Annotated in this window: 18 protein-coding genes; 7 read left to right on the top strand and 11 right to left on the bottom strand. The window is 57.9% G+C overall.

Annotated elements, in window-relative coordinates; genetic code table 11:
• Positions 1-108 precede the first annotated feature (108 nt).
• A complete protein-coding gene (locus tag GLP52_RS04555; RefSeq protein WP_237271672.1) occupies positions 109-894 on the bottom strand; it encodes an enoyl-CoA hydratase in 786 nt (261 codons plus the stop codon).
• A gap of 57 nt (positions 895-951) precedes the next feature.
• On the opposite strand from GLP52_RS04555, the gene GLP52_RS04550 reads away from it, so the two are divergent.
• The gene (locus tag GLP52_RS04550) at positions 952-1,371 is read left to right on the top strand and encodes a PaaI family thioesterase (RefSeq protein WP_093732199.1); all 420 of its coding nucleotides are present in this window, start codon (positions 952-954) and stop codon (positions 1,369-1,371) included.
• Between the two features lie 87 nt (positions 1,372-1,458).
• Here the strand turns inward: GLP52_RS04550 and GLP52_RS04545 are convergent, their stop codons facing one another.
• Positions 1,459-1,689: a DUF1127 domain-containing protein gene (locus GLP52_RS04545; protein WP_093732200.1), complete on the bottom strand. Its 231-nt coding sequence runs from the start codon at positions 1,687-1,689 to the stop codon at positions 1,459-1,461.
• 98 nt (positions 1,690-1,787) lie between these two features.
• On the opposite strand from GLP52_RS04545, the gene GLP52_RS04540 reads away from it, so the two are divergent.
• The 4 genes from GLP52_RS04540 (at position 1,788) to GLP52_RS04525 (ending at position 5,503) form a co-directional block, all read left to right on the top strand.
• A complete protein-coding gene (locus tag GLP52_RS04540) occupies positions 1,788-3,218 on the top strand; it encodes an aminotransferase-like domain-containing protein (RefSeq protein WP_237273425.1) in 1,431 nt (476 codons plus the stop codon).
• 162 nt (positions 3,219-3,380) lie between these two features.
• Positions 3,381-3,842: a 50S ribosomal protein L13 gene (rplM, locus tag GLP52_RS04535; protein ID WP_093732202.1), complete on the top strand. Its 462-nt coding sequence runs from the start codon at positions 3,381-3,383 to the stop codon at positions 3,840-3,842.
• Between the two features lie 2 nt (positions 3,843-3,844).
• Positions 3,845-4,345, top strand: a complete 501-nt coding sequence (gene rpsI, locus GLP52_RS04530; RefSeq protein WP_093732203.1) for a 30S ribosomal protein S9 — start codon at positions 3,845-3,847, stop codon at positions 4,343-4,345.
• Between the two features lie 177 nt (positions 4,346-4,522).
• Complete coding sequence (locus GLP52_RS04525) at positions 4,523-5,503, top strand: LLM class flavin-dependent oxidoreductase (protein WP_237271670.1); 981 nt, start codon at positions 4,523-4,525, stop codon at positions 5,501-5,503.
• Between the two features lie 5 nt (positions 5,504-5,508).
• Here GLP52_RS04525 and GLP52_RS04520 read toward each other — a convergent pair whose 3' ends face one another.
• The 8 genes from GLP52_RS04520 to guaA form a co-directional block, all read right to left on the bottom strand.
• Positions 5,509-6,126 (bottom strand): TetR/AcrR family transcriptional regulator, encoded by a 618-nt coding sequence (locus tag GLP52_RS04520; RefSeq protein ID WP_237272647.1) that lies wholly within the window; start codon positions 6,124-6,126, stop codon positions 5,509-5,511.
• Positions 6,119-6,988, bottom strand: a complete 870-nt coding sequence (ppk2, locus tag GLP52_RS04515) for a polyphosphate kinase 2 (protein WP_237271669.1) — start codon at positions 6,986-6,988, stop codon at positions 6,119-6,121. Before ppk2 ends, GLP52_RS04520 begins: the two co-directional genes overlap by 8 nt.
• A 52-nt stretch (positions 6,989-7,040) precedes the next feature.
• Positions 7,041-8,009, bottom strand: coding sequence for an alpha/beta fold hydrolase (locus GLP52_RS04510; RefSeq protein ID WP_237271668.1), 969 nt, complete (start codon positions 8,007-8,009; stop codon positions 7,041-7,043).
• 1 nt (position 8,010) lies between these two features.
• The gene (gene metA, locus GLP52_RS04505) at positions 8,011-8,943 is read right to left on the bottom strand and encodes a homoserine O-acetyltransferase MetA (protein ID WP_237271667.1); all 933 of its coding nucleotides are present in this window, start codon (positions 8,941-8,943) and stop codon (positions 8,011-8,013) included.
• A gap of 81 nt (positions 8,944-9,024) precedes the next feature.
• On the bottom strand, positions 9,025-9,879 hold the full coding sequence (locus tag GLP52_RS04500) for an ATPase (RefSeq protein ID WP_237271666.1): 855 nt from the start codon (positions 9,877-9,879) through the stop codon (positions 9,025-9,027).
• A 134-nt stretch (positions 9,880-10,013) separates the two neighbouring features.
• Positions 10,014-11,135 (bottom strand): OmpP1/FadL family transporter, encoded by a 1,122-nt coding sequence (locus tag GLP52_RS04495; RefSeq protein ID WP_237271665.1) that lies wholly within the window; start codon positions 11,133-11,135, stop codon positions 10,014-10,016.
• A 144-nt stretch (positions 11,136-11,279) separates the two neighbouring features.
• A complete protein-coding gene (locus GLP52_RS04490) occupies positions 11,280-12,113 on the bottom strand; it encodes a DMT family transporter (RefSeq protein WP_237272646.1) in 834 nt (277 codons plus the stop codon).
• A 103-nt stretch (positions 12,114-12,216) separates the two neighbouring features.
• Positions 12,217-13,779, bottom strand: a complete 1,563-nt coding sequence (gene guaA / locus GLP52_RS04485; RefSeq protein WP_093732212.1) for a glutamine-hydrolyzing GMP synthase — start codon at positions 13,777-13,779, stop codon at positions 12,217-12,219.
• A gap of 198 nt (positions 13,780-13,977) precedes the next feature.
• Here guaA and GLP52_RS04480 point away from each other — a divergent pair, with 198 nt between their 5' ends.
• Positions 13,978-15,516, top strand: coding sequence for a trimethylamine methyltransferase family protein (locus GLP52_RS04480; protein ID WP_093732213.1), 1,539 nt, complete (start codon positions 13,978-13,980; stop codon positions 15,514-15,516).
• Positions 15,517-15,520: 4 nt separating this feature from the next.
• On the opposite strand, the gene GLP52_RS04475 is transcribed toward GLP52_RS04480, so the two are convergent.
• Positions 15,521-15,820, bottom strand: a complete 300-nt coding sequence (locus GLP52_RS04475) for a DUF6477 family protein (RefSeq protein WP_093732214.1) — start codon at positions 15,818-15,820, stop codon at positions 15,521-15,523.
• A 243-nt stretch (positions 15,821-16,063) separates the two neighbouring features.
• Between GLP52_RS04475 and GLP52_RS04470 the strand changes: the two genes are divergently transcribed.
• Positions 16,064-17,167, top strand: a complete 1,104-nt coding sequence (locus GLP52_RS04470) for a DUF6456 domain-containing protein (protein ID WP_237273424.1) — start codon at positions 16,064-16,066, stop codon at positions 17,165-17,167.
• Position 17,168: the final 1 nt, after the last annotated feature.

Here is a 17,168-nt window from a genome sequence, read left to right as displayed (position 1 = left end):
AAATCATCAAGGCATCGGCCTTGTCTTATTTGTGCCACAAAAGCGCCTGAATTGAAAGCACGAAAATGTGAGCATTCTGCGAGGCTTTGGAAACAGTCTGTTTCTGGCCTACTGATCCCACTCCGGCGCGCGTTTCTCCAGAAATGCAGCGATACCTTCGGCTGTATCAGGATTAAGCATGTTCTCTACCATAACGTCGCCGGTATAGACGTAGGCCTGCGCAACCGGCAGGGCGAGCTGCGCATAGAAGGCCTGTTTCCCGATCCTCACGGCCGTGCCCAATTTGTCCGCGATCTGCCGAGCAAGAGCCGTCGTTTCAACCCTGAGCTGGTCCGGCGCGACGACGCGGTTGATCAACCCAAGCTCGCGGGCACGGGTGGCGTCGACAAACGCGCCCGTTGTCAGCATTTCGAACGCTTGCTTGCGCGGGATATTGCGGCTTAGCGCGACCATCGGGGTCGAACAGAAAAGGCCGATGTTCACCCCGTTGACGCCAAAACGCGTGTCGTCGGCCGCGACGGCCATATCACAGGTCGCCACCAGCTGGCATCCTGCGGCGGTTGCGATACCGTGGACCTGAGCGATCACGGGTTGGGGCAGGGACTGGATGCGCGCCATGAGGCGGGCGCATCGGTCGAACAGATCCTTGAACCCCGCGGCCCCGTTATCGCGCGTCGTGCGCAATGCCGTCAGCTGCTTGAGGTCATGACCGGCGCAAAATGCCTTGCCCGCGCCGGCGAGGATGACAACCCTTATATCGGGGCGATGCGCGATCTCGTCCAGGCGCGATTGCAACGCGGCCAGCATTTCGTCTGACAGCGCATTCAGCCGTGCCGGCGCGTTCATCGTTAACCGTGCTACCGCACCGTCACATTCCATTTCAACGATTGTCATCTTGCACCCCTCCCGCTTTTACCAGAGCCTAACCGCGACATATGAGGGAGGACAAGTATGCCGATCATGATGGATGCCGATGCGCTTTCGGTTTTTATGAAGGACGTGTTCAAGCAGGTTGCCGATGACTTTGCGATTGATCACGTGGGAGAGACGGATCTAACGACGCGCCTGCTGACCGCCGACCGCCACTTGCGCCCCGGCGGAACCGTGTCGGGCCCATCGATTTTTGCGCTTGCGGACGTAAGTGCCTATCTGATGACACTTGCACGGATCGGGCCAAAAGCGCTGGCAGTGACGACGAACTGTTCCATCGATTTTATGCGCAAGCCTGCGGCGAATACTGATCTGATCGCCAAAACGCGGCTGCTCAAGCTTGGTAAGCTGCTGTCGATCTGCGATGTGCTGGTTTATTCCGACGCGCTGGAAGAGCCAGTCGCGCGGGCCTCGCTTACCTATGCGATTCCGCCACGCTGATTGTATCAATTTTTAACTGGTACAATCGAAAAAAGGGCCGGTATATACCGGCCCGAGTGAAGAGGTCTGGACTGCGCCACAGGGACGTTACGCCTTCCAGAACACCCGAATAGACTCATCATGAGCCTGTCGCGGTGTAAGTCCCACGTCTGCCAACTGCCACGGCTCAAGCTGAGCGAGCGCTTTGCGGGTATGGCGACGCGATGCCATTTTCGTAACACAAACCGCAAATTTGACCGCTAGAACAGCAGCGAACGGCGTGCTGCGCTGGTTCAGGATCGCCACTGTATCGTGGGAAAGGGTCAGGGTCTGTGTCATGAGAATCTCCTATTTCTGAATTGTATTGACACAATATTGCGTTCTGTCGTAATGAAGGGGTACAAAATACGATACATTTTGAAAAGGAAAACATTGTAATGGGTACAATTTGGCATCCCGAGCGCATTGATGGGCCAGGACCTAAATACAAAGCCGTTGTTACAATGATACGAAACGGCATCGCGAATGGGGGCCTGACGGCGGGTGAAAAGCTGCCCCCGGTCCGGGAGCTGGCATGGAAGCTGGGCGTAACGCCGGGGACCGTGGCGCGCGCCTATACCATGCTGACTGACAGCGGGATGTTGCAGGCAGAAGTCGGGCGCGGCACCTTTGTTGCCCTGCCGCCCAAGAAACCCGACCGCAACAGTCCAATCGAAATGGACGTCATCGCCCACCATGTGCACCAAGGTACCAAGAATTATCCCGCCGACACTTACGCGGTGAATATGTTCTCGCCTCACTTGCCCTCCGCAGGGCAGGCCACCTTGATCCGCACATTGATGGCAGAGGTTGCACAGGATCCGGCATCGGGTGTGATGCATTACCCAAGCCGTACCGGCGCCCGTCCCGCACGCGAAGCGGTCGTTAAATGGCTGGCCGGGACACCGCTGGGGTCATTCACTGAGGCGGATGTGATCCTGTCTCATGGGGGGCAAAACGGGCTGTCGCTGGTGTTTCAATCCATTCTGCAAGGACGCCGGCCCGCCATCGCCATAGAGGCGCTATCTTACCCTGGCTTCCGACGGGCGGGGGAATTGCTGCGGGCTGATGTTGTCCCGATCGCGATGGACAAAGACGGCGTGATCCCCGAAGCGTTAGATGAAGCGGCGCGAAATCATGACGTCCAGATCTTCTGCACCTCGCCCGAAGTACATAACCCAACCGCCGGCTTCACCCCTGTCGCCCGCCGCGAGGCGCTGGTCGAGGTGGCGCGTAGGCATGACATTCAGATCGTTGAGGATGACTGCTATCGGATGCGGGTAGACCGCGCGCCCACCTACCGAATGTTGGCGCCCGAGCGGGGGTGGTATGTATCATCGCTGGCTAAAACCCTGACACCCGCGCTGCGCATCGGCTTTGCCATTGGCCCGCGTCAGCGCACGTCCGATCTGCGCCGTGTGGCTGAATACAACTGCTTCGGCCTCGCGACCCCGCTTATTGATCTATGCGCAAAATTGCTTGTGCATCCGGACATTGATGCGATCGCGGAAGGCACGCGACAGGGCTTTAACGCCTATGTGCAAAGCGCGGTCAATATTCTGGGCGGCTATGATGTGGCGTGGCGGATCAATGTACCCTTCTTGTGGCTGAGCCTGCCTGTTGGCTGGCGGGCAGGGGCGTTCTGTCAGGCGGCAGAGGGGCAAGGCGTGCAAATCCGGTCAGCCGAAGAATTTGTTTGCCGTGACGCCCGCGCTCCTCATGCTGTGCGCCTTGCGATCAACGCCGGCGTCGCGCTGCACAGCTTCGAAGATGCGATCATGCGGCTGCGTCACCTGCTGGACTCCCCGCCAGAGCAGTTAAGCGTGTAACTTTCGTGGGGTAAAATAATACCTAATTTATAGACCGTTGTTTTCAAACACTAAATTAGCCGAACCCACGCTTGACGTGGCGAGGGGCGTGTTTATAACCCAGCAATCAGATAGCGGGGTTCGGTTTCGGACCCTTTCACCAAACTAACGGGAATTCCCTACATGAAAACCTTTTCTGCAACACCGGCAGATATCGACAAGAAATGGATCATCGTCGACGCTGAAGGCGTCGTCCTTGGCCGTCTTGCATCGATCATTGCCACTCGTCTGCGCGGCAAGCACAAGCCTTCCTTCACCCCTCACATGGATTGCGGCGACAACGTCATCGTCATCAATGCCGAGAAAATCCAGATGACCGGCAAGAAGCGTGAAGAAAACTTCTACTGGCACACAGGTCACCCCGGCGGGATCAAAGAGCGGACCAAAGCTCAGATCCTTGAAGGTGCGCACCCCGAGCGTGTAGTGACCCAAGCGGTCAAGCGCATGCTGCCCGGCAACCGCCTGAGCCGCCAGATCATGACCAACCTGCGCGTTTACGCCGGTTCCGAACACCCCCACGAGGCGCAAAGCCCCGAGGTTCTGGACGTGAAATCCATGAACTCTAAAAACACGCGGAGTGCATAAGCATGGCTGATGAAATCAAAACACTCGAAGGCCTCGAAGCGGCCGTAACCGAGAACATCGGTGGCGTTCAGGGTACAGAAGTTGACATGACCCCGCGCGAGCCCGTTCGTGACGCGCTTGGCCGTGCCTATGCAACCGGTAAGCGTAAAGATGCGGTTGCCCGCGTCTGGATCAAACCAGGTTCCGGTAAAGTCATCGTAAATGGCAAGCCGCAAAACGAATATTTTGCACGCCCCGTTCTGCAGATGATCCTGGCACAGCCCTTCACCATCACAGGCACCGACGGTCAGTTTGACGTTGTTGCAACTGTGAAAGGTGGCGGTCTGTCCGGTCAAGCGGGCGCGGTAAAGCACGGTGTTTCCAAAGCACTGCAGCTTTATGATCCCTCGCTGCGCGGCGCGCTGAAAGCGGCAGGCTTCCTGACACGCGACAGCCGTGTTGTTGAACGTAAGAAGTACGGTCGTGCTAAAGCGCGTAAGAGCTTCCAGTTCTCCAAGCGTTAAGCTTTACTTTACAGTATTTGGAAAAGGCCGCTCCGGTATGGGGCGGCCTTTTTCGTTTGAGCATGGGGCCAGCCGACCCTTCGGGGAGAGTTTATTTCGCAAAATGAAGCGGGCGAGGTGGTTTTGTTTTCAAGGCAGCGTGCTTAGGTAAAGGATACGTAAAAACGGAGCCATCCCATGCAATTTTCAGTTCTTGATCTTTCCCCCGTGCCGGAAGGGTCAGATGCCCGCCAAGCCATTGCAAACACGATTGATCTGGCCAAACGTGCCGAGGCCGCGGGCTACCATCGCTACTGGATGGCAGAGCATCACAACATGCCAGGTATTGCTTCGGCTGCGACATCGGTATTGATCGGGCATGTCGCTGATCATACATCGACTATCCGCGTCGGCGCGGGGGGGGTCATGCTCCCCAACCACGCGCCCTTGGCCATTGCAGAGCAATTTGGCACATTGGCCACGATCCATGGTGACCGGATCGACCTGGGCCTTGGCCGTGCGCCCGGCGGTGATCAGGCGGTGTATCATGCATTGCGGCGTGGGATGCAGGGGGGCGACCGGTTCCCCGAAGATGTCGCCGAGCTGATCGGCTATCTGGGCGACGCCCCTGCCGGTGCACGCGTCTTGGCCCATCCTGGTCAGGGCACCCATGTGCCGGTGTGGATCTTGGGGTCGTCGCTTTATGGTGCACAATTGGCTGCGCATTTTGGTCTGCCCTATGCCTTTGCCTCGCATTTCGCGCCAGACGCACTGGAGGATGCGGTGGCGATCTACCGCCGCGATTTCAAACCATCCGCCCAGTGTGAAAAACCTCATTTCATGCTCGCGGCGAATGTATTCGCTGCCGATACCGATGAAGAGGGCGCTTACCTGCGCACATCCATGCAGCAAGCGTTCGTGCGTCTGCGCACCGGCACTCCGGGCAAGCTGCCGCGTCCGGTCCGTGATATTGATGCCGAGGTCGGCGTTCAGATGCGGCAGGCCGTCGATCAGGCGCTGCGGGTCACGGCGGTTGGCAGCCCCGAAAGCGTAGAGCGTCAACTGTCGCAGATGATTGAGAAATATCAACCTGATGAGCTGATCCTGACAGGGCAGATCCATGACCATGCCGCGCGCCTCAAGTCGTTCGAGATTGCCGCCAAAATACTGGCCGGATAAGCCGTTCAGTCGTCGGGGCCGATCAGGCCGAGGCCCCGAAGGTAAATGCCGATGCCGCTTTCCAGCAGTTCATCTGCTGGAAACGGTGACGCACGACCCGGAGAGTTGCGCGCAAAAAGTTCTACCACGCCGTGGCTCAGTGCCCAAATATGGGCCGAGAACATGGATGCCGGCGGTCGTTTTTCGAAAGGGATATGCTGGCTCAGATCGCTCGCGGCCTGCTCAAGCACCCCACTGGCACGCGCCGCTGCAGCGGCCAGATCGGTCGTGCGGTTGACCGAGATACCGCTTTCGAACATTGCGATGTAATGGCCGGGGTAATCGCGGGCAAATGCGAGGTAGGCACGGCCTGTCGCTTCGAACGCCTTTAACGCCGAGGGTTGGCCGGATTGATAAGCCGCCTCCATCAGTTCGGCAAAGATATCATACCCTTGCAGCGCGCCTTCGGCGATCAGGTCTTCGCGGCCTTCGAAGTGACGATAGACGGCGGCAGGGGTCACGCCCGCCTGCTTTGCGGCCTCCGACAGCGTGAACCCTGTGGGGCCGCGATCCTCGATCAGCTTTAGCGCGCCGTCGATGAGCGCCTGTCGGAGGTTGCCGTGGTGATAGCCGCGTTTAGGCATCCCAGATATCGGGGGCACCGCAAATTTGGTCGTCAATGGTCCCAATCGCCTTTGGGTCTTTATCGGCGTAGTCAAAGGCATGCAGCACGGTACGAATGGCGGCCAGCCGCGCGCGACGTTTATCGTCAGAGCGGATCACGGTCCAAGGTGTGCGGGCTGTATGGGTGCGCTGCAAGGTCTCTTTGATCGCGGCACTGTATTCATCCCATTTTGCCAAGCCTTTGACATCGATCAGACTGAGCTTCCACTGTTTCAACGGGTCGTGTTCGCGCGCAAGCATCCGGCGCAGCTGTTCCCCGCGGCCAACGTTCAGCCAGAATTTGAACAGATGAAGCCCGTCGTCCACCAGCATCTTTTCAAGCGGCACGACCTGTTCGAAAAACGCCTCTCGTTCGGCGTCGGTGCAAAACCCGAACACCGGTTCGACAACGCCGCGATTGTACCAACTACGGTCGAAAAACACCATGTCGCCAGCCGTCGGCAAGTGCTTGATATAGCGCTGAAAATACCACTGTCCGGCTTCGGTTTCGGTGGGTTTCGGCAAGGCAACTACATGAGCTGCGCGTTGGTTCAGATTATGACGGAACCGCGCAATGGTGCCGCCTTTGCCTGCCGCGTCGCGCCCCTCGAATATCATTGCGATGCGCGTGCCGGTGTCGCGGGCCCATGCTTGCAGTTTGACCAGTTCGATCTGAACGCGGTCCATTTCGCGGTCATACTGCTTGCGTCCCAGACGTTCGCAATGGGGGTAGCTGTTGCTGAGGATGTCATCCTTATCGGCACGCTTGATCGCTTTGTTGATCGGCGCGGGGGCGTCGTTTTCGAAATAGGCGCTGATCGCACCGTCAAAGGGCAGGTCCATGGGGGCCTCCTCAAAAATCCTGTTCACCCTAACTTATGGAGCGTTCTGCGCCCTAGCGCAAACCCGCACGTGTCGCCGCGCGGTCGATGGCCGCGACAACCTCGGGTTGAGAGACATGTTGCGGCATATGGCCGATCCCGGGCAGGGTGGTCAGTATTGCATCGGGCAGTTGCGGGGTCGCAATGGCGGCGTGTACCTCTAGCGGGACGATGGTGTCTGCTGTCCCGTGGACCAGTTCTATCGGCATGGTCAGCGTGGCATATTGTGCGACCATCTTTTTGATCTCGGGCAGCAAGGTGTTTACCTGCTGTGCGTTGGCACGCATGGAGGTTCGGCGAAGGGCCAGACCTGTGCCGATATGATCGTTGTAACCGTCGGGCGTATCTTGTGGTGCAAAGATAGCGTTGACGCTGGCGCGGATGAACCCTTGGGGCAGAAAGGCGGTGACCAACGGGATCACGATGCCTGCCCCAAAGGCAGACCCTGTCAGCTTGTACTGCCAGCCAAGATCACCCTCCCACGGCTCTGACACGCCCGAGGCGAGCACCAGCGCCGCCGTTTCATCGGGACGCAAGAGCCCCCATGCCAGCGCAACCGCCCCGCCATAACTGTGGCCCAAGACGATCGGATTGCTCACCCCAAGGCGGTCCGCTGCCTTTTGCAACAGTGTGGCCTGTTCGTGCGGCGTCGCTGCGGTGGCATTCCATGCGCCCGCATGTTGGGGCAGGTTGTCGGTCCAACCGAGCCCCGGACGGTCGAACAGGATAACGCGGTAGCGGTCGGCAAGCTGGTCCACCATATCAAAGGTGAAATCCCGCATGTTCCCAGAGGCCCCGTGGATCAATACCAGATCCGGCCCACTGCCTTGCACCTTGGCATGGACCCTGACGCCATCTATATCGATCAACTCGCCAATCGGGGGATAGGCAGCGTCGGCTGCGGCCTCGCGCGTGGTGGCCCGCCATTGCACCAAGATGACCAGCCCCAGCACAACCGCAATAATCGTCAGACTAAACAGCATGCTACGTCCCAAATGAACCACGACCGATGTCGTTCAGGTCATAGTGGGTCGTCTGGTAGATCTCGTTTATCCAATTGCCGTAGAGCAGATGCGCGTGGCTGCGCCAACGATTCAGCGGCACCTGTGTGGGATCGTCGTCGGGATAGTAATTACACGGAACGTTGATCGGCGTGCCTTGGGCGACGTCCCGGTCATATTCGTCCTTCAAGGTGTCGCGGTCATATTCGAGATGATTAAAGATATACAGCGCGCGGTGGCCGGCATCTTCAACGAGACAGGGGCCGACCTCCTTGCTGCCCAGTAAGGTTGTCAGGCTTGGCACCGCGTCGACCTCTGCTGCGCGCATTTCAGTCCAGCGGCTGACGGGCACCACCAGATCGTCCGAAAATCCCCGCAGGTAGGGTGACGACGGCTCAAGGTTGCTGTGCCGGAAGCACCCGAACGCTTTATCTTCCAGCAGGTGTTTCTTGATGCCGTGGAAATAATTGATCATCGCCATGCCGCCCCAGCAGACGCCAAAGGTCGAATGGACATTGGTCTGCGTCCAATCAAAGACGCGGGTGAGCTCTTCCCAATAGGTGACATCGTTGAAATCAAGATGTTCGATCGGCGCGCCGGTGATGACCAGACCGTCGAATTTTTCATCGGTGACCTCTTCGAAGGGCCGGTAGAAGCTTTCAAGGTGGTCGGCGGCGGTATTGCGTGACTGATGATCCGACATGCGGATCAAGCTGAATTCGATTTGCAGCGGTGTCGCCCCGATCAGCCGTGCGAACTGGTTCTCGGTCTGGATTTTCTTGGGCATGAGATTGAGCAAGGCAATACGCAGCGGACGGATATCCTGACGCGCCGCCATTTCCTCGTCCAGCACCATGACACCCTCGCGCGTTAGCACGTCATAGGCAGGCAGGTCTGAAGGCAGTTTAATCGGCATGTCAGTATTCCACGTCTTGGGTCATTGCTTGAATTCTCTGCGCTGCATTTAGATAAGCGCCCGCACAAAGGGCGCCAAGGGTCACGCGCCTAACGTCCCCGCGATCAGATCGACGAAGTCATCCTCGGACCTGAGCTGGGCCACCTGATCCGCAGTCACCGTTACGCCCCAACGCGACATCGCCTCGTAGCGGGGCTGTCGGTGAGCCAAGGCTTGGGCGTAGGTCCAGCGAATAAAGGCATCCGGATCAACATCGTCCTCTTGACAGTTGTTTTCATTTAGATATTCCTGCCAGACACGCAGCAGGAATTCGGGCTGGTAGGCCATCGGTTTGGGCGCTTTATCAAAACGGCGGATCAGCTCTTGGGTGTGGGCATCGTCGCCCTTGATCCAGACCGGCAGACATTCCGCCGAAAGCGTTTGCATCAGCGGATCATTGTCGTCGTCGGGGTCCACCCATTCGCAGATCGACCCGCCGGTGTCACAGATGAAATGCGGGTATCCATATAGCATCTCGCCGCGGCGGGCGAAGTAACCAGTGTCACGCAGCGCCGCGATCTCTGCCTGTTTGAACGCCTCTTGCCGCGACGCATATTCCGTCATGGGCAACCCGCCCTTGGCCGGATCACCGGGTTTTCCCAGCCAGGTGGCGACAGGCGACAGGTTATCAAAGGTAATATTGGACCCGATATAGATACTATCGCTCAGCAACAGATCGCGCAGGAAAGGCACCTTCATCGCCTCGGCCTTGGCGTTATCTGCGATGGTTTCGCCCAAGTAGCGGGTGCCAATCCGGTAATCGATGGAATAGTGGAACCAATCGCCCGACTGCCGCAACAAATGGGCCATATGCGTCTTGCCCAGACCCGACATGCCAAAGACCAGCACATGTTTATGCGGCGCAGCACGCCACGCATCGGCAGAGGGGTAAAGCATCGGTCGTCATCCTTGGAATGTCTTGTTTCGCAATGAGTACCGCAGCCAGACACAAGACGCCAGTGACCGCATTCCCACGAAAAAGCCCGCCACATTGCGGCGGCGGGCTGATATCGGGTTCGGTGTTGTAGGGCTTAGAAGTTGTAACCGAACTTAACCCCTACAGATACTGCAGAGTTGTCTTCGAAGTTTGCTTGTGGCGTATTCTGTGTGGTTGCCCGCGCGTCGCCGAGTTCGGTGTAGCGTACCCCCAAGCTCACGTCGAACTGGCTTGTCGCCTGATATTTTGCACCCAAGGACACATAACGCGCACCATCCGTCGGCGCGAGCGGAGAGACTTGATCATCACCGTTCGCACGCTGGTATCCAAGTGCGATCGAACCAGACCATTGGTCATTGAAGCGACGACCGACGCCAATTTCATAGTCGGTGGAATCTTCGATATTCGTCAAACTAAGCCCATTTGTCTGAGCGTTGAAAACATCGGGAGATACAATTGTATCAGAGTAACGAGCGTAGCGGATTGAGCCAAATACCAAGGTATCTGCTGCCACCCCGGTTTGGAATTCGAGGTTGAGGCTTTCAGGTGTTTCAACTTCGGTGTTTGACGTGCCGGCAGGATTGATAGGGTTCCCGCCAATCGTTTCCCTTGTCATCAAATCATGAGTGATTTTCGAGTTGTAGGTAAGCGCGACGCGCATTGCGATGTCCGGCTTTTCAAATGCCGCACCGATTACATATCCAACTGCACCGTCAGTATCAAAGTCCGCACGATACCCACTTAGTCGCCCGTATCCCGCCCCTTGAAGCGCAACGGTCGCATCGATTTCCTGATAGCGCAGGCCGCCATGCATACTGAAGGAATCGTTGAACTTATACCGCGCCAGAGCGGTAATAGCGAAGCTATCGACTGTAGCTTGTGTTCCACCGTATGAAGGGGAACTTGGTGCTGCGGGGTACAAAACGTCGGACCCGAATGGTTCATCAACGACAACAGCAAAGGACAGCTGGTCGGAATACTGATACTTGAGACCGCCGCCAATGACATTGAAATCCTGGGCAATATTGCCTGTGTCGCCACCGCCACGCACGTCGGTGCCGTCAATAGAAGGCGACACGCGGCCAAAGCTGAATTCGAAACGGTTGCCATCTTCGAACAGAATGCCGATGTCTTGACCGGAACGATCCAATCCACCCGCATGCACCGTGGACGCGCTGCCCAACAGGGCTGCCATTGCGATTACTCGATACGTCATCTTAGAATACTCCTCCCCAGAAGCGATGCAGCCACGGGGTCGCGGCTACAAGTTATAGAGCAACTGAACGGCAGGGTGCGTCAATCTGTCAATTCTTGACCAAGGGGAAGCCAGCGGGGCTGTCGCAAAACTGTTGCAGTTTCGTTACGCAACGCGTCGTGCTTCGACCCAAAGGTTCAAATAATTGCCTGCAAAGATTATCGCGCCACCGATGAAGACCCAGATATCCAAGGCCTCGGCGTAAACCAGCATCCCGATTACGGCAATCAAAGGCAGGCGGATGAAATCAATTGGTACGACCACCGTCGCGGGCGCAATGGAAAGCGCGTTGGTCAAACAGAAATGCGCCAAAAGCCCCGCAATCCCGATCAACAACAGCAATGGCATCTGCGCGGTATCCGGCACCGCAATTTCCCCATCATAACCAGCCATGACTACCCCAAAGACCAGCTGCGTTACCGTTAGATAGAACAGGATGCAGGTGATCGTCTGGCTGCGCGTCAGACGTTTGGTCAGCATGATCGTCAGCGCAAAGAAGATCGCCGATGAGGCGGCGGTAATTACCCCCGCGTTCAGACCAGCGATCGTGGGGCGCGCGACACATAGGATGCCCACAAATCCAAGCACCGCTGCCAAGGCGCGCACTTTGGTCAGCCGTTCGCCAAGGATAAAGGGTGACAGCACGATCACCCAAAGCGGAGACGTGAATTCAAGCGCGAACACCTGCGCCAGCGGGATCACCGTGACTGCATAAAACCACAGGTTTTGTCCGGTAAAATGCGCCAGATTGCGCCCGATCTGTATCCCGAAGTTCCGCCGGTTGATCTGCCCCCATGTGCCATACAAACTGGCCAGCGTGACGACAGTGATCACCCCGACCAGTGACCGATACATCATGATCTCGAAGGTATCGAGGTGGCCGCCAAGCTCGCGCCCGGCGACGGCCATCGCAGAAAACGACGTGATCGACCCCATCATCCACAAAGCTGCCCTTAGCGTGGGCGTCACGGTCTATTTTCCAAATGGAAAAAAATCCCCGCCGGAGGCATCTTCGTCATGCGGCCGATCACAGCCATTCAGATCATTCCCATTCAATGGTCCCGGGAGGTTTCGACGTGATATCGTAGGTCACACGGTTGATACCGGGGATCTCGTTGATGATCCGCGTCGCTGTCTCGCCCAGGAATTCATGGGTGAACGGATAGTAATCCGCAGTCATCCCGTCGACGGATGTCACCGCGCGCAGTGCACAGGCAAAATCATAAGTCCGGCCATCGCCCATGACACCGACGGTGCGCACGGGCAGAATTGCCACGAAGGCCTGCCAGATATCATCATAAAGCCCGTGTTTGCGGATTTGGTCGATATAGACCGCATCGGCTTCGCGCAGGATGTCCAGCTTTTCGCGGGTGATTTCGCCCGGGCAGCGGATCGCGAGGCCGGGTCCAGGGAAGGGGTGACGCCCGATAAACGACGGCGGCAGCCCCAGCTCGCGGCCGAGCTCGCGCACCTCGTCCTTAAAGAGTTCGCGCAAAGGTTCGACCAGCTTCAGCCCCATCTTTTCGGGCAAACCGCCGACATTGTGGTGCGACTTGATCGTGACGGAAGGACCGCCCGAGAAAGACACCGATTCAATAACATCGGGGTAAAGTGTACCCTGCGCCAGGAAGGTCGCATCGCCGACGTCTTTGGCATGCTTCTGGAACACGTCGATGAACAGCTTGCCGATGATCTTGCGCTTGGTTTCCGGGTCCGAGACGCCGTCAAGCTGGCCAAGGAAAAGCTCCTGCTCTTCCGCGTGGATCAGCGGCATATTATAGTTGTCGCGGAACATGGTTACGACTTCTTCGGCTTCGCCCTTGCGCAGCAGGCCGTGGTCCACAAACACGCATGTCAGCTGGTCGCCGATGGCTTCGTGGATCAGCACGGCAGCGACAGAGGAATCGACTCCGCCGGACAAACCACAGATGACCTTTTGATCGCCAACCTGCTCGCGGATCGCCGCGATGGCTTCATCGCGATAGGCGCTCATTGTCCAGTCGCCCTTGAAGCCCGCGAGACGGACAAAGTTTTCGTACAGGCGTGCGCCGTTGGGGGTGTGGTGGACTTCGGGGTGGAACTGCACAGCGTAGAAATTGCGCGATACATCACCGGTCACCGCGAAGGGCGCATGCGGTGAGGTGCCATAGACTTCGAATCCGGGGGCGATGGCACTGACGTGGTCGCCGTGGCTCATCCAGACTTGTTCTTTTTCGGTGAGGAACCAGCCTTCGAGTAGCTCAAGACGAGCCTCGGATGGTGTCACAAAGGCGCGGCCGAATTCAGCAGTACCGTGACCGCGTTCAACCTTGCCGCCCAGGCAATGCATCATGACCTGTTGGCCATAGCAGATGCCAAGGATCGGCACGCCAAGCTCGAACACCGATTGCGGTGGCATCGGCGCACCTTCGGCGAAGACCGAGGACGGCCCCCCCGACAGGATCACCGCCTTGGGCGCAAAATCCTTGAGAAAGGCATCATCCACCGTGTTGAACGGGTGGATTTCGCAGAACACATTAAGTTCACGCAAACGGCGGGCGATCAGCTGGGTGACCTGGCTGCCGAAGTCGATGATGAGAAGGCGGTCATGGGAGATATCTGTCATGCAGTCTGATTATGGGCGGATGGCCTTCGTGGCAAGAGTGGAGTGGGGGCCAGCCCCCAGACCCCCGGAGTTTATTTAGCAAAATGAACGGGCGGCGGATCACGATGTCGGTTTTTGACCTTTAAGGCCGTAATCCGCGTAAAGGCCGCTGCGCGAATGGGGTAGCTAGACCTCAGTTTTGGCGAAAAGGAATACCTCATGGCGGAATCAGCAAGACGCGGGCGCGGTGGTGGCGGTGCAGCACGGCGGGCAGCGCGGTCGGCTGTGTCGTTCGAGACAGCAAAGTACATCGAACGCAACATCCCCAACTATGAGGTGCTAACCGAAGAAGCGCTGGAGGTCATCGAATATAATGCCGATACAGTATTGGAAGAAATCGGCGTAAACTTTCCTGACAACCCAGAGGCCTTGGCGCTGTGGCGCGCGGCCGGGGCCGAGGTGACCGGCGACCGTGTGCGTATTCCACGTGGGCTGGCGCGCGAACTGTGCAAGACCGCCCCGTCGCAATTTACCCAACATGCCCGCAATCCCGCCCGTAACGTCGAGATCGGCGGGCGCAATCTGGTGCTGGCACCGGTCTATGGCCCGCCGTTTGTGCGCGATACGGCCGGTGGCCGTCGCTATGCAACGATGGATGATTTCAATAAATTCGTGAAGCTGGGCTATATGTCCAAATGGCTGCACCATTCTGGCGGCACAGTTTGCGAACCGACGGATGTGCCCGTGAACAAGCGCCATCTGGATATGTTGCACGCGCATATGACGCTGAGTGATAAGCCGTTCATGGGGTCGGTGACTGAACCCAGCCGCGCACAGGATTCGGTGGATATGTGCAAGATCCTGTTCGGGGCCGATTTTGTCGACCAGAACACGGTCATGACATCGCTGGTCAACATCAATTCGCCCCTGACCTTTGATGACGTGATGATGGGGGCGCTGAAGGTTTTCGCCGAAAACAATCAGGCCTCGATCATTTCGCCCTTTATTGTTGGCGGTGCGATGGCGCCGGTTTCCGTCGCGGGGACGTTGACCCAGGTTCTGGCAGAGGTCATGGCCGGCATCGCCTATAGCCAACTGATCCGCAAAGGCGCACCGGTGATCTTTGGGGCGTTTGTAACCTCGATCGACATGAATTCGGGCGCGCCAACCTTTGGCACACCGGAGGCCGCGCATATCACCTATGGTGCGGGGCAACTGGCGCGGCGGATGAACCTGCCGTTCCGGTCTTCGGGGTCGTTCTGCGGATCAAAGCTGCCCGATGCGCAAGCCGCGTACGAAACAGCCAACAGCCTGAACATGGGGCTGCTATCGGGAGTGAACTTTATGCTGCACGCCTGCGGCTGGCTGGAAGGCGGACTGGTTGCGTCGTTCGAGAAGTTTGTAATGGATGCGGATCAATTGGGCGCTTTGCACCATCTGGCGCGCGGCGTGCAGATTGATGAAAATGCGCAAGCAATGGACGCGATCCGCGAAGTTGGTCCCGGTGGGCATTATCTGGGCTGCGCCCATACCCAAGCCAACTTTAAGGAAGCGTTCTGGAAATCCGACCTGCTGGACTACAAGCCGTTCGAGACATGGTCGGACGAAGGCGCGCGCGATACGCAAGCACTGGCGGCGGCGCGGGTTGAAAAGCTGTTGGGCGACTATGTGCAGCCCGAAATGGACCCTGATACCCGCGCGGCGCTGGATGCCTTTGTCGCTAACCGCAAGGCAGCCGAACCCGACAGCTTTATGTAGGCGGTCAATCAGGCGCGCTGCGCGGGGTGGCGCGCAAAAGCTCTGCTTCAGCGACAATCGCGATCATGACTTCGATATGACGGACCAGGTTATAACCTGCGTCCGTCTTTTTACGTCTGGTGTTCAGGTCTGCTTCGATCTCGATCAGTTGCAACAGCGCGACGGCGCTGCGAGGTAGGGCGGTGCGCCCCAAAATACGACGCAAGAGTGGCCCGCGCCGATACCCGTCTTTGCCAATATTAGCAGCACGAACAAGAATGGCAGGGCGGTGGATGTTGCCAAGCCGCGTCATAATATCTTGCATGAATTCATATCCTTGAATGACCTGAAGCCCCGAATAGACGCGGCCTAACGCACTAAGGATTCCACCCAAACCACGCGTGTTGCGCAGCGGGACCACTCGCCGTGCGACGTGGTTACGAGTGTTTACCATTTGGAAACAATTATGGGGTTGGACCACATATATTAACAAATCCATAACCAATTAACCTTTTGCTACTGTGGATAAATCTGTGGATATCCACGCTGCTTTTGGAAAGGACAGTGCATGACGCAAATACTGAATACACGACCAGACGGGACCGAATTGCCGGGATGGGTGCCCGACGCCGCGCGGCATTACCTGTCTCATATAGAGATGGGGCACCCTATTCGGGCGTTAGCGCGATCTGCGGAATGCCATGCCTCGACAATTTTGCGCCAGATCCGTCGGCTGGAAACGCGGCGCGACGATCCGCTGGTGGATGATGCTCTGGATGTTCTGGGGCAGGTCAGCCGCTGTAAAACCCACCCCATGCAGGAGCCCGTTGCGATGAACAACAGTGCACAACCGATGATGCCCGATGACGAAACCCTGACCAGCGAAGCACAGCGGATCTTGCGCCGTTTGCGTGAAACGGGTGCCCTGCTTGCTGTCGCTGCCGAAATGGACAAAGGCGTCGTGGTGCGCAACGGGCCTGAGGGCGCGCAGACGCGCACGGCAGTCGTGGATCGCTGCGTAGCACAAGCGATGGCGTTGAACGGCTGGATCGCCACCGATGGCGAAGGGCGCATCTTGCGCTATCATATCACCGCTGCGGGACGGAACGCGCTAGAGGATATGCTGGCGAAGGCGACGCCAGAGGCACTCGGGACCGAGTTTTGCGAGGATCAGACTTCTTTCGCCGCGACGCCACCCCCTGCGGGCGCCCTCCAAAAGACCGCGCGGCGGTTGCGCTATACGCTTGCGGAGAGCCCCTTGGCTGCTTTGGCCCGCCGTCGTGATGCTCACGGCGCGCCGTTCCTGTCAGATAATCTGGTACAGGCAGGCGAACGCCTGCGTGAAGATTTTGAGCTGGCGCAAATGGGCGAGGCCGTGACCCAGAATTGGGACCGGTTTCTGGCACCGGGCGGGCAGGGGGACAGTGTCTCGTTTGAAGGCAGTGCGCCCTCTGCGGCCCGGGCACGCGTCGGATCAGCGCTTGCAGATCTGGGGCCGGGACTGTCGGACATTGTGCTGCGGTGCTGCTGTTACCTTGAGGGATTGGAGACCGCGGAAAAACGTCTTGGCTGGTCTGCGCGATCTGGCAAAATTGTGCTGCGCATTGCGCTTATGCGGTTGCGCAAACATTATGTCGAAACGCTTGGACCGGGCAGTGCTATGATCGGCTGAC

The sequence above is a fragment of the Sulfitobacter sp. M22 genome (genome assembly GCF_021736025.1).
GTDB classification, from domain to species: domain Bacteria; phylum Pseudomonadota; class Alphaproteobacteria; order Rhodobacterales; family Rhodobacteraceae; genus Sulfitobacter; species Sulfitobacter litoralis.
This window is presented reverse-complemented; position numbering and strand designations above follow the sequence as displayed.